This window comes from Rossellomorea arthrocnemi, assembly GCF_904424705.1.
GTDB classification, from domain to species: domain Bacteria; phylum Bacillota; class Bacilli; order Bacillales; family Bacillaceae_B; genus Rossellomorea; species Rossellomorea arthrocnemi.
Genome location: NZ_CAJGBF010000004.1, coordinates 58,212 through 71,064, shown reverse-complemented (window position 1 = coordinate 71,064; position 12,853 = coordinate 58,212). Strand labels below are relative to the sequence as shown.

At 42.0% G+C, this 12,853-nt stretch carries 12 protein-coding genes; 2 read left to right on the top strand and 10 right to left on the bottom strand.

The features are described 5' to 3' along the window. Positions 1-78: 78 nt before the first annotated feature. From qoxD to BAA9072_RS07765, 8 genes are all read right to left on the bottom strand, one after another. Entirely contained in the window at positions 79-375 is a 297-nt protein-coding gene (gene qoxD / locus BAA9072_RS07800) for a cytochrome aa3 quinol oxidase subunit IV (RefSeq protein ID WP_201714122.1), read from the bottom strand. Continuing rightward, positions 375-986: a cytochrome aa3 quinol oxidase subunit III gene (qoxC, locus tag BAA9072_RS07795; protein ID WP_201714121.1), complete on the bottom strand. Its 612-nt coding sequence runs from the start codon at positions 984-986 to the stop codon at positions 375-377. Before qoxC ends, qoxD begins: the two co-directional genes overlap by 1 nt. A 2-nt stretch (positions 987-988) precedes the next feature. Then, complete coding sequence (gene qoxB / locus BAA9072_RS07790) at positions 989-2,950, bottom strand: cytochrome aa3 quinol oxidase subunit I (RefSeq protein WP_201714120.1); 1,962 nt, start codon at positions 2,948-2,950, stop codon at positions 989-991. 16 nt (positions 2,951-2,966) lie between these two features. Further along, positions 2,967-4,007, bottom strand: a complete 1,041-nt coding sequence (gene qoxA, locus BAA9072_RS07785; protein ID WP_201714119.1) for a cytochrome aa3 quinol oxidase subunit II — start codon at positions 4,005-4,007, stop codon at positions 2,967-2,969. 501 nt (positions 4,008-4,508) lie between these two features. Then, the gene (locus BAA9072_RS07780; protein WP_201714118.1) at positions 4,509-6,965 is read right to left on the bottom strand and encodes a heavy metal translocating P-type ATPase; all 2,457 of its coding nucleotides are present in this window, start codon (positions 6,963-6,965) and stop codon (positions 4,509-4,511) included. A gap of 18 nt (positions 6,966-6,983) precedes the next feature. Then, a complete protein-coding gene (locus BAA9072_RS07775; protein ID WP_201714117.1) occupies positions 6,984-7,199 on the bottom strand; it encodes a heavy-metal-associated domain-containing protein in 216 nt (71 codons plus the stop codon). A 16-nt stretch (positions 7,200-7,215) separates the two neighbouring features. After that, the gene (locus BAA9072_RS07770; protein ID WP_201714116.1) at positions 7,216-7,677 is read right to left on the bottom strand and encodes a CopY/TcrY family copper transport repressor; all 462 of its coding nucleotides are present in this window, start codon (positions 7,675-7,677) and stop codon (positions 7,216-7,218) included. A 238-nt stretch (positions 7,678-7,915) separates the two neighbouring features. Next, the gene (locus BAA9072_RS07765) at positions 7,916-8,512 is read right to left on the bottom strand and encodes a YdhK family protein (protein WP_201714115.1); all 597 of its coding nucleotides are present in this window, start codon (positions 8,510-8,512) and stop codon (positions 7,916-7,918) included. A gap of 216 nt (positions 8,513-8,728) precedes the next feature. Between BAA9072_RS07765 and BAA9072_RS07760 the strand changes: the two genes are divergently transcribed. Both BAA9072_RS07760 and BAA9072_RS07755 read left to right on the top strand, forming a co-directional pair. Further along, positions 8,729-10,090: a sensor histidine kinase gene (locus BAA9072_RS07760; RefSeq protein ID WP_201714114.1), complete on the top strand. Its 1,362-nt coding sequence runs from the start codon at positions 8,729-8,731 to the stop codon at positions 10,088-10,090. Between the two features lie 18 nt (positions 10,091-10,108). Next, positions 10,109-10,795 carry a response regulator transcription factor gene (locus tag BAA9072_RS07755; RefSeq protein WP_201714113.1) on the top strand — a complete coding sequence of 229 codons (687 nt, stop codon included), beginning with the start codon at positions 10,109-10,111 and terminating at the stop codon, positions 10,793-10,795. 52 nt (positions 10,796-10,847) lie between these two features. Here the strand turns inward: BAA9072_RS07755 and BAA9072_RS07750 are convergent, their stop codons facing one another. Then, entirely contained in the window at positions 10,848-11,174 is a 327-nt protein-coding gene (locus BAA9072_RS07750) for a four-helix bundle copper-binding protein (protein ID WP_201714112.1), read from the bottom strand. A 219-nt stretch (positions 11,175-11,393) separates the two neighbouring features. Beyond that, positions 11,394-12,575: a permease gene (locus tag BAA9072_RS07745; protein ID WP_201714111.1), complete on the bottom strand. Its 1,182-nt coding sequence runs from the start codon at positions 12,573-12,575 to the stop codon at positions 11,394-11,396. Positions 12,576-12,853: the final 278 nt, after the last annotated feature.

Sequence of the window (12,853 nt, the reverse complement as noted above, 5' to 3'; positions counted from 1 at the left end):
ATCCAGGTCCTTTAATAGAGTATAGAAAAAAGGCTGTTGAATATGAATTCAACAGCCCGTGCAACTATTACTCTTTCCTTAATGCATATTGCTCAATACCCAGACAGATCCTGCCACGATGACAATCGCGATGAATGCGGCTGACATCATCTTACCTACCTGCCATCTGCCTTCACCTTCCGTTACGTGCATGAACATGAAGAGCTGAATGGCTGCCTGTATGAAGGCCAGGACGAATACGATGGCTATGATCAGTTCATATGCCATATTCGTATAAAGTCCAAACCAGACGGCTAAGAACGTCAACGCAATCGATAAGATAAATCCAATGATCTGAGTCCAAGGAAGTCCACTATGATTCGTGTTATGTGACATTATCCCACCATCCCTAATAAGTACACGCTTGTGAACACGAAGATCCAGACAAAGTCCAGAAAGTGCCAATACAAGCTGGATACAAATAGTTTTTTAGCGGTATCAGGATTCAATCCCCGGTTCTTCACTTGGAACATGACGAGAAGAATCCACAGAATACCCACTGATACGTGGAGACCATGCGTTCCAGTCAGTAAATAGAAGGATGACCAGAATGCGTTCGTACCCATGGCAGCTCCTTCATGGACCAGATGAATGAATTCGGTGATTTCCATGTAAAGGAATCCCAATCCGAATAATAATGTGATGATCAGCCAAACCATCATGGATTTGACATTTCTTTTTCGTAATTCATTTATTGATAGACCAGACGTGAAACTACTGATTAATAAGAGTAGCGTCATGATGATCGTATTCTTCATATCAAACACTTCACTTGGAAGCGGGCCACCCATCGTTCCGGCTTTCAGAGCGAAAAACGTTGCGAAAATAGTGGCAAACAAAGCGATTTCCGCGCCCAGGAAAACCCAGAATCCGAAAATGTTCAGTTTACCGATATCGGATTGATATTCAAGCGGCGTGTTTGGATCTATATTCGTACTATGTGCCATGCTCACGCCTCCCTCTTATACGGATTTTCAGTCTTTTCTATTTCTTCCACACTTACATAATAACCTTCATCCTGTTTGTGTGACATCATTGAACGGAATGCCATGCATCCGAAGATACCGATTAATGCCATGATGGCCATCCAGAACAGTTCGAACACTAAACCAAATCCTGCGACGAAAAACAATGCAGACATGATGAATGGTGTCCCGGCATTACTTGGCATATGAATCGGTTGATATTCGAAGTTATCAGGAACCATCTTTCTTCCTTCTTGCTTCATATCATAAAATGCATCATGACTCTTTACTTCAGGAACATGTGCAAAGTTGTAATGAGGCGGGATCGCTGAACTTGTCGCCCATTCAAGGGTACGTCCATCCCATGCGTCACCTGTTGTTTCTCTCTTCGCAAAACGGAAGCTGTAGTAAATACCATACACAAGAATCATGAACCCGACTCCCATTCCGAAAGCTCCAACAGAAGAGATCACATTCAATGACGTCCAGCCGTCTTCAGGTCCGTACGTGTACACACGTCTCGGCATACCCGCAAATCCTAATACGAACTGCGGCAAGAAACAAAGATTGAAACCAATGGAGAAGAACCAGAAAGCCCATCGTCCGATCCGTTCATTCATTTTATGACCAAACATCTTCGGATACCAGTATGCAAGTCCTGCGAAGCAGGCAAATACAACACCGGCGATCAGTGTGTAGTGGAAGTGAGCTACCAGGAAGTAGTTATTGTGATATTGGAAGTCGGCCGCAGCCATTCCAAGCATAACCCCTGTCACCCCACCGATCAGGAATGTCGGGATAAACGCAACAGACCATAACATCGGGACAGTAAATTCGATTTTACCTTTAAATAAGGTACCTAACCAGTTGAATATCTTTATCCCTGTCGGAATGGCAATCGCCATCGTTGAAATAGAGAACACACTGTTCACTGCTGCGCTGCCACCCATTGTAAAGAAGTGATGGACCCACACAACAAAGCTTAACCCTGAGATTGCTACAAGTGAGATAATCATAGATTTATAGCCGAACAATGTTTTTCTTGCGAATGTAGCAATGATCTCTGAGAAAATACCGAAAGCCGGCAATATGACAATATATACTTCCGGGTGTCCCCATAGCCAGAAAAGGTTTGACCATAGCATCGGGTTACCGCCATCCGTAAGGGTGAAGAAGTGGGAACCGAATATACGGTCAAATGTCATCAGGGCTAACGTAACAGTCAAAATCGGGAATGCAAATACGATGATGAAAGCCGTGATCAACGTTGTCCATGTGAACATGGGCATACGAAGAAGCGTCATGCCAGGTGCACGCATCTTAATGATGGTGACGACAAAGTTAATCCCTGTGAGTAGTGTACCAATCCCCGATATCTGTAAGCCCAGGAGGTAATAGTTTATACCCGGCCCAGGGCTGCCTTCAATCGCAAGTGGTGCGTAGTTCGTCCAACCTGCATTCGGTGAACCGCCGAATACGAATGAAATATTGAAAAGGATTGCTCCGAACATGAATGACCAGAAACTCAGGTTATTCAAATACGGGAATGCTACGTCCCGTGCACCGATTTGCAAAGGAACGACCACGTTCATCAATCCAAGTAAGAATGGCATCGCCATGAAAAGGATCATGATCGTACCATGAGTTGTAAAGATTTCATTGTAATGCTCAGATGTTAAAAATTCATTATTCGGCACTGTCAATTGTGCCCTCATCAAGAGCGCATCAACTCCTCCGCGGAAGAGCATGACAAGTGCTGCCAGGATATACATAATCCCGATTTTTTTATGATCAACGCTTGTGATCCAGTCGTTCCACAACCATTTCCACTTTTTAAAGTAAGTGAGGACTGCAACGATTCCGATTACAGTGAAAACGATCGAAATGTTGGCTCCTAGAATCAACGGATCGTTGAGGATTAGATTATCCTTAATAAAATCAAACATTTAAAGTCCTCCTCTCTTAGTGCTCATGACTGCCATTATCTTCATGGTCATCATGGTCTTTTTCTTTCTTCTTATCATCATGGTCCATGTCGTCATGATCTTCCATGTCACCATGGCCTTCCATGTCCATATGTCCGTGAACACTCATAGCATCTTTCTCTGCTCCACCAACCGTGGTATCCAGGCCATATTTCTGACGGATTGCCATGGCATACTCTGAATTCTTCCCATGATCGACGAATGCTAGGTGAGTAGATGAGAATGTCATCTTATCAACCGTTTCAGGAAGCATCAGTTTTTCATAGGTTTCTTCTGTCAGCTTCGGTTCGTTCGATTGAGCATCTTTAACCCAATCTTCATATTTATCTTCTTTTAACGCGACGAAATCAAACTTTTGATGAGTCATTCCTTCACCAGTGAAGTTTGAGTTTCTTCCATCATACGTACCTGGCTCATCCGCCTGCAGATATAAGTCATTGACCATACCAGGCATTCCATAGATCTGTCCGCCGATTTGCGGTACCCAGAATGAAGCCATAGAATCCGCTGCTGTTACTTTGAAAAGAATCGGATGATCCTCAGGAACATTGACATAGTTTACTGTCTCGATTCCTTCTTCAGGATAGCTGAAAATCCATTTCCAATCGACAGCCGTCGCGTGGATCACGATCGGATCCTTATGGGCGGTAGCTTCAGGTGCGTCCCTTAATTCATAAAGGGCTTTTGTATTGGGGATGGATAATGCAATGACGATCAGGACAGGAATCAGTGTCCAAATGACCTCTAGGAAAGTACTCCCGTGCATATTCGGCTTATAATCACTATTCTTTTTACTGCTGCGATACTTAAATAATATGATTGTAAAGAAACCAAGTACGACAAACATAATGGCAAGCATATAATAGATTGACAGCATAATCAGATCTTTTTGGACGGCTCCAACCGGACCTTTTGGATCCAGGATGATTAGTTCGCTATCAGTACTGAATATAATGATGAAAAATAACGAAATTAGACTTATTAAGACAATTAAATACGGTTTGAATTTATTTAACAAAAGAAATCACCTTCCTTTATGTAGAATTTACTCTCGTAGACCTATACTATCAAATTCTCTAAATGGGTACCTTTAATAACTGCACTTTTAAACGGATTTTCGAAATTTAGACGCATTTTATTCACAGAACGGTAACAATGTTGGAAAGAATTGCTGAATGGACAAAAAAATAACTCCCAACGTTATCTGAAAATAACATTGAGAGCGTTTTATAGGTTGATTATTGAGAAAATTTTAATCTATTTTTGATTTCAAAGACTTTATTGCTTTCAAAGGAAAGTGCTGGTTGATTACAGAGAGAGGGGCGATATTTAGCCGAGCCTCGACTTTTCGTACCTTCCCGCTATTCGGCTGTACTTTTCAATACTCCCTTCGAAACATCCCTTTTTATAATTAATGACACAACCAAAATTATCTGAGTATAAGAATATTCCGGTGTGTGATTAAGTAGGTATCTATTACACGAACATGCATATGATCACTTAAAAAAGCCTGTTCCCACTAATTTCTTAATGGTTTGAAGCCTTTCAGTCGGAGGGCGTTCAGAAGCACGGACACGGAGCTGAAACTCATGGCTGCTCCAGCAATCATTGGGTTTAGTAAAGGTCCGCCAAACAGATATAGAATCCCCATTGCGATGGGAATGCCGAGGACATTATAGCCGAATGCCCAGAAAAGGTTTTGCTTGATATTGCGGATGGTGGCTTTACTTAGTTCGACGGCTGTCGGTACGTCCATGAGGTCACTTCTCATCAGGACGATATCTGCCGACTCCATTGCAACATCTGTACCGGATCCGATAGCAATCCCGATATCGGCTTGAGCAAGTGCAGGAGCGTCATTGATTCCGTCTCCGACCATCGCTACTTTTCTGCCTTCTTCCTGTAGTTTTTTGACTTCATTTGCTTTATCTTCCGGCAATACTTCACTCAGCACACGGTCGATACCGACTTCTCTTGCGATCGCTTCGGCTGTCCGCTTGTTGTCTCCCGTGATCATCGCCACTTCAAGTCCCATTCTGTGAAGCGTTTCAATGGCTTTAAGACTTGTTTCTTTCACCGTATCGGCGACGGCAATGATTCCGGCAATTTTTTCTTCAATCGCGATATACATCGGCGTTTTCCCCTCGGCGGCAAACTGGTCTGAGACTTCTGCCAATTCACCTACTTCGACGTCATTATCATCCATAAATTTGCGGTTACCGAGCAGAAGATCGTCTCCTTCGATCGTCACTTCAATCCCGTGTCCCGTAATGGCATCAAAGAAGTCCGTCTTGCGAAGTGTTAGTCCTCTCTTTTCTGCCTCCCTGACAATTGCTTCCCCCAGGGGATGCTCAGATCCTTTTTCAGCAGATGCGGCAAGAGTCAGGAGCTCGTCTTCTGACATACTTTCAGACGTTACAATATTCGTCACTACAGGTTTTCCTTCTGTGATGGTACCCGTTTTATCGAACACGATGGTGTCTATTTTATGAGTCGTTTCAAGGGCGCCGCCACTTTTAATCAGAACGCCGTTTTCAGCACCCTTTCCGGTTCCGACCATGATCGCAGTAGGTGTCGCGAGTCCCAGGGCACATGGGCAGGCAATAACGAGAATTGAAATGGCAATCGTAAAGGCGAAGAGGCCTGACTCTCCTGAAACATACCAGGCAAGACCGGATAGAATGGCAAGAACGATGACAATCGGAACAAAATACCCTGAAATGATATCGGCCATTTTGGCAATCGGTGCCTTTGAGCCTTGAGCATCTTCAACGAGCTTGATGATTTGCGATAATGCCGTGTCCTTCCCGACTTTCGTGGCTTCGTATCGGATGGTGCCGTTTTTATTGATGCTTGCCCCGATGATGTTTGATCCAGGTGACTTCTCAACAGGGATACTCTCCCCGGTCAGCATCGCTTCATCGACGGATGTTTTCCCTTCTGTCACCACTCCATCCACCGGAATCTTCTCACCGGGTTTCACGATGATGATATTTCCGACTTCCACTTCATCGACTGAGATATCGACTTCTACTCCATCTCTTACTATAGTGGCTGTTTTAGGTGCAAGCCCCATCAGCTTCTTGATCGCTTCCGACGTTTTCCCTTTCGAAAGCGCCTCGAAATACTTCCCTAATGTTATGAGGGTGAGGATGACGGCTGCCGATTCGAAATAGAGACTCTGTGCATAGCCCTCACTGCCAATAATAATCATGACGGTAGCAAAAAGACTGTAAAAGAACGCTGCCCCGGTCCCCAATGCCACCAGTGAATCCATGTTAGGATGGCGTTTGGCAAGCGTCTTAAATCCCACGGTGAAAAATGGTTTACCCATGACCATAACAGGAAGTGTAAGAACCAATTGCAATAATGCAAATCCAGACGGGTTCATCATCGGATCAATGGCTTCGGGGAGCGGCATGCCGAACATATGGCCCATGGAAATGAGGAGCAAAGGCACCGTGAAAACGGCGGAAATCCAGAAGCGTTTCCACATGGTCTTGATATGCTGCTCTTTCTTATCCCTGTCTTCGTCCACTGAATCTTCAGAGTCTGTGTTTTCACGTGCTGCATAACCGGCATCTGCAACCGCATTTGTTATATCAGAAACTGATGCGACGGCGGAATCGTACTCAATGACCATTTTCTCTGTCGCCATGTTGACCGTCGATTCCTTGACACCATCCAGTTTCCTTGTGGCCTTTTCTACCGATTGCACACATGAGGCACACGTCATGCCTGTCACACTGAAGGTTTTTTTCTCCATTTCTATGACCGCTTTATAACCAGCCTCATCCACGGCTTTCTTGATCTCTTCAATCGTGAGTTCATTTTCATCAAAAGTAATAGTCAATTTCTCTGTTGCAAGGTTTACACTCGCCTGTTGAACACCAGCCAATTTCTTCGTTGCTTTCTCAACAGCCTGTGAACATGAGGCACATGTCATCCCTTCGATATTTAATGTTTTCTCAGTCATTGTGCCGACCACCTTTTACTATTTGGTTGGTTCTGTTTGATATCCAGCATTAGAGACTGCTCTGCTTAAACTTTCTGGGGATTGCTTTGATTCATCATACTTCACCTTCGCCGCTCCATTTTCGAGATCAACCTTTGCTTGCTGCACACCATCAAGTCCATTCAGAACCGTTTCTAATTTTTTTACACAATTTCCACATGTCATACCCGATACTTTTAATAATGTTTTTTCCATTATATAAACACTCCTTTTAATGCTGGCAGTTCATGCCATGAATTTTTTTGCACGTACACTGTCCAGGTACGCAATTGCATGCGATATGGTCGACAGCATCCTTTTTCTTCGTGTGTAAAGCTTGTTGGAGCAGGGCGATATCATCATGACTCAGCGTTGCTTCTTCAATCAAATCGGCGATTGTCTTTCCGACTGCCCGGCTGCAAATATGAGTGAATAGCCCTGACTTCAGTGTTTTAAGACTGTCTTCCTCACTGACTCCTGCCCTGTAAATGAAACGGTTGCCGATCTTCTCGGTTGTCAGCATCCCTTTTTTGACCAGGCGCCCAATAAAAGTTTTCGTCGTTGCCGGCTTCCACTCTTTTTTTTCATAGAGAACAGCGCTAATTTCCTTACTGGTCACTTCTTTAAGCGTCCAGACGACTCTCATGACTTCCCATTCAGAATCCGTGATTTCCGGTTTTTCTTCTTTGGGCAAGGTTCTCACCTCTTTCGTTTACAACTGTAATCGTTTGATGTTTATAGTTTACAACTGTAATCGTTTTTCGTCAACTGTTTGAACTGGAATTTTTATGAATGTGCTGTTGTCCTGTGAATTTTATTCTTTACCACTAGCGGTTTTCTATCAATTTCTTTATCTTTTTAAATAACTTAGCCTGATGACGTGGGTCAAAAAAGAGATGACCTCAAAAACACAGGTCATCTCTTTTTCCTTATTATTCTACTGGAGATAACTCGCTCTCTGTGACCCATTTATGATTCTTTACTTCTTTTCCTCCTGATGTTGGCGTGTAGTCGACCATATAGACAATCGTTTCTTCAGCGGAATCAATCGTAGCTCGAGCCCCTTTCATCCCTTTCATATGATCGGCATTCAGAATAACCTCGTCTCCCGATTTATAAGGTTCATCACCAACGTCTTTTAGCTCTTCGTGAACGACCCATTTATGGTCTTCCACTTTCTCTCCACCAGTGGTTGGTTCATAGGTAACCGTATAGACAACCGTTTCATAAGCACCCGAAATGGTTGATTCCGCTTCCTTCATCCCTTCCATATGGTCAGCTTTCAGGACAGCTTGACTTCCTACTTCATATTTGGGGCTTGATGCTTCTTTCAAGCCTTCTGGTACTTTTCCTGAACCCGAGTGATTCATGTCACCATGTTTCATATCAGCTTTTTCCTCTGTCATCTCATTCTCATGCTCGTTATCACCATCTTTTTTCTTCTCTTCTTGATTATTTGAACAAGCGCTCAACATGAGAAAAAGAGCTGTAACAATAAATAGGAGCGATTTTCTTCTAGCCTTATTCATGATAATACCTCCCTTTCTAGTACTATTCTTTAAATTTTATCCGTTAAAAATGCAAATAGTATGGAGAAAGTATGTCGAAGTGTGGTATTTTCGTGACAACTGCTGCGGGATCGAGTCTTGTAGATGATGCAAAATCATCTACACGGTCCTTTTGCATACTTTTTTCATATTTTCACGTTATATTCAAGAGAGAAAGGCTAAAACGAGGTTTTTATTATGAATAAAATATCAACTAAATTAGCTGTCTGCTTTACGATAGCCGTATTCATCATGGAAGGATTATTAATGCTTTATCTCCATGATAATATTATCGATTCCCGGATACAGGAAGAGTTTCAGTCCATTCTATCCCGGGGGAACAGTCACCGTGATGTACTGGAGGATCGTTATTCCAATACCACCTTGCATCATATTGCCCTCATGGAATCCAAAACGGAAACGGAAGTCGTGATTACTGATAAAAACCATCAGGTCACTATCAGCTCAAAGAAATTAACCAGTGGAATGAGGGAGCTAATACATCACAGTCCCACATCCTTGCCTCGTGAAGGGAGGGTGATTGAAGCGAATTGGAAAGATGTGAATTATTTAGCTACCGTCACACCTTTCCAAAAGGACGAACACAAAGGCTATGTGTATATGTTTAAAAGCGCTTCACCATTACGAAACTTAATTCGTAACTTAAACGGCCATTTTCTACTGGCCGGAATCATGAGTCTCATCATACTTGCTTGTATTCATTTTCTACTCTCCAAAATATTGACTCGTCCACTGATCAAAATGAAGCAGGCTACAGAAGAATTGAGTAATGGTAACTTCGAGGTGAAGCTTCCAACACTGGGGAAAGACGAGCTTGGGGATCTCTCCGCTTCCATTCAAACGTTAGCCAATGATTTAGAAACTCTTCAAAATGACCGTACTGAATTTCTGGCTAATATTTCACATGAACTCAGGACACCCCTGACATATGTTCAAGGCTATACGAATGTCGCTCTTCGGGATAACATTTCCGAGACTGAAAGAAAAGAATATTTACAAATTATCCAGGAAGAATCCAAAACCATTGTAAAATTAATCGAAAATCTATTTGAATTAGCTAAGATTGATGAAAACAACTTTTCTATTCATATGGAAAAGATACACTCAACCCCATTTTTCCTAAAAATCGTAAACAAGATCACTCCCGCTTTTAAAAGCCAGGGAGTCCATTTGGTCCTGTCTGCCAAGAAAGAATTTTCATTCCACGGAGATCCTATCCGACTGGAACAAATCATTATGAATCTTTTAGATAACTCACTGAAATATTCGAATGCTAATTCAACGACATCTGTCATAATTGAACAGACTGAGTCAGAAAAATTGGTCCTTATAATTAAAGATCAAGGGATGGGCATTCCTCCTGATGAGCTTCCACATGTATTTAATCGATTGTATAGAATAGAGAAATCACGTTCAAGAGAACTTGGAGGGTCCGGTCTCGGGTTATCCATTGTGAAAGAATTGGTGGAAGCCCACGGTGGCCATATATCAATCGAGAGTGAGCCGGGTAAAGGGACGTCTATCCGTATCATACTTTGATGCTTGGAGGGTTGACTGGTGAACACGATCTTATTAATAGATGATGAAACGAGGATGTTAAATCTGCTGGAGTTGTATCTTACTCCTCACGGATATCAATGTACCAAGAAGAATAGTGGCTATGATGCCATACAATATATGAAACAACATCCCGTTGATTTGGTCATTTTAGACATTATGATGCCTGAACTGAATGGTTGGCAGACATGTGAAAAAATCAGGGTGTTTTCTCATGTTCCCATCGTCATGTTAACAGCAAGGGGAGAAAAAGATGATATCGTGAAGGGATTAAACGTTGGGGCAGATGACTATATTTCTAAACCGTTTGACGAAGGAGAACTTGTGGCACGGGTAAATGCCCTTTTCAGAAGAAAAACACAATATAATCATGTAGAAGACGATCAACAACTGATCAGGGGAAATTTCACATTAGATGGATATACTTATACGTTAAAATTTGAAGAGGATATCCTTTCTCTTACGTTAAAAGAATATAAGATTCTGCATTCGTTAATGAAGAATACAGAACGGGTTTACACCCGGGAACAACTTCTTCTTATGGTGTGGGACATTAATTCCAAAACCGATATCAGAACCGTTGATTCCCATATCAGAAACCTGAGGGAAAAACTTAAAAGAGCTGGATTCCCCATCGAAGACCACTTAAAAACAATATGGGGTATCGGGTACCAGTGGAAAATATAAATGAAGTAGGGAAAAGAGGGAGACAATTGATTTGTCTTCCCTCTTTTTTTGTTCAAGCAATTTTTTTACACTCTTCTGCGCAATTGAAACAGGAGTCGGCACATTTCTGGCAATGATCATGATCATGTTTCCTACATTCTTCTCCACATGTTTCACAAATCCTCGCACACACTTGAGCCAGTTCAGCTGCAAATGGTGTGCCTCTTACTAGGGATTGCTCTAAGTATGCACAAATGTCGGCACATTCACGATCTAAGCGGATACACTCTTTCATCATGTTGACATCCTCTTCCTTTAGGCAAGCATCGTAACAGTGATTGCAGGCTTCCATACACTCATGCAGTGCTTTGATGGCAGATTGGTACTTTTCATGTGACATCTTACATTCCTCCCTGGTATTGGATAGTTGCTACACATTTACTATAACCAGATAAGATACCATTAAACGGATAAAACATTTTTTTGTTCGTCGGAACCAGTTTATTTATTTTTGCAAAGAATCTGCAAAAATCCAGGGTATCTATGAGAGGTTAGGAGCCTTTAAAAATGGAATAAAGTGTGCCCCGTCCTAACGGAGCACACTTAGAATTCGCATATTCTAACTAATAAAAAGAATCGTCCCCACTATCAGATAAAGCAGGCATAAATAAGTCACAATGGTCTTGAACTTCGAATCTCCCTCCATCATCATCATGTGGGAGTGGGCATCCGACTCCTTAAATAATTTGTTTAAATAAATGGATACACCGGCTACCACGACAAACACGATATTCAGCCAGAATGTATAATCAATCTTAAATGGATCTTCATTCATGACCTGCTTCGCCTCTTCAGGGAGAAATCCCATCGCTGTAAAGCTATAGTGCATTCCCAATGCTGTTAAAATAATCGATACATAAAATACTCCGGCAATATATAAGGCCGTTTTAAGTCCATAATATTTTTTATGAACCGCTATAATGGGCGGAACGACTAAATCAGAATAAATAAACGCCATGATTCCTGCGAAGGCCACTCCACTTGAGGCAAGTATGGTGGATATAGGAATATTCCCCATGGAACCAATAAAGGTCAGCATGGCAACCAATGGCCCGATAAGTGCGTTCTCCAACACTTTTAAGAATGAATCAGGATGATCGGCCAAAAAGAAGCTCTTCCAAGTGTCCTCAGATACAAAGGTCGCCATCATCCCGGCAATGGTGAATCCAATCGTGATTTCCTTCCATACCATCTTCCAGTTCATGACGAATTCATGACCAACCTGCAGCCAGCCTTCTCTGGACCTGATTTTTTCTTTCCAGTCGAATTCCTCGCTTTCTTCATCCTCATCTTCCACATGCTCTCTGGCTTCTTCCACCAATTTTTTTGGGAAAGTGAGTTTCACTAATAGCCATGTAATGAGAATGAGTGCAATTCCTCCAATCATTTCAGCCACAACAAACTGCCATCCCAGGAAGATGTAAATAAGAATCCCTAACTCAATTACCAGATTTGTAGAGGCAAATAAAAAGGCGAGGGTCGTGATGAAATGAGCACCCTTCTTAAATAGATTCCTCCCGGCAGCCAGAGCCGCAAAGGAACAAGATGAACTAATCGCACCAAACAACGAAGATAACCCCACTGATTTCAAGCTGGCATTTCCCATATACTTCACCATCTTATCCTTTTGGACAAATGCCTGGATCATGGAACTGATCAAATAACCTAAAACAAATGCCCAGCCGGATTTCCAGAAATACCCCAGGGAGGTCTTCGCTGATTCCCCGATTAAATCTAACAAAATATCATCTCCTTTTCTTAAGTAGGTTTTTATACATTACCCTTTAAATGTGCAAATAAATTGCAATAAGGAATTAAATATTTGAAAAATAATGTATTTTAGTTACGAATGATATAAATTCAGGTATAGATACTAAGGAAGTAGATGAATTTTTGAAGAGGGATTTTTTAAATTGTAATAACTATTTGTTTTGTTTATTCATTTTAAAAACCAATAATATCCAAAAGCCCAGGTCAAAAAACATAGCCGTAGTTTAAACTAAGAGTTTTGCAAGATAT